At 78.2% G+C, this 321-nt stretch carries 1 protein-coding gene; it reads right to left on the minus strand.

The window, feature by feature from the left end; translation table 11 throughout:
• The coding region (locus Q664_RS61990; RefSeq protein ID WP_235217204.1) for a hypothetical protein at window positions 1–287 on the minus strand (287 nt) is incomplete at its 3' end.
• Window positions 288–321: the final 34 nt, after the last annotated feature.

Here is a 321-nt window from a genome sequence, read left to right on the forward strand (position 1 = left end):
CTGGCCACCCCATGCACCGCCGCCTCGCCCGCGCCCACGCGGGTGTCCGAGCCCAACCCCCGGGCGCCGGGGCGCCAGTGCGACCGCTCCGGCTCGCCTGCCCCCGGGGAAGCAAAGGGGCGTGGCACCAGGGGCGAGCGCAAGAGGGCGCGCGCGCCGGGGCGAGCACCCTCGCCGGCATGCGGTACCCGCGTGGCACAGCCGGTGGTGAGCAGGACGGCTCCCAGCAGCAGCGCCCTCCAGGGAGCGCCCGCTGCCGGCTGTGGAGCCCCATGACGTTCGCACACCCGGCACCTCCCCCATCGGCCCCGCGCAGCAGTC

The organism is Archangium violaceum Cb vi76, from assembly GCF_000733295.1.
GTDB classification, from domain to species: domain Bacteria; phylum Myxococcota; class Myxococcia; order Myxococcales; family Myxococcaceae; genus Archangium; species Archangium violaceum.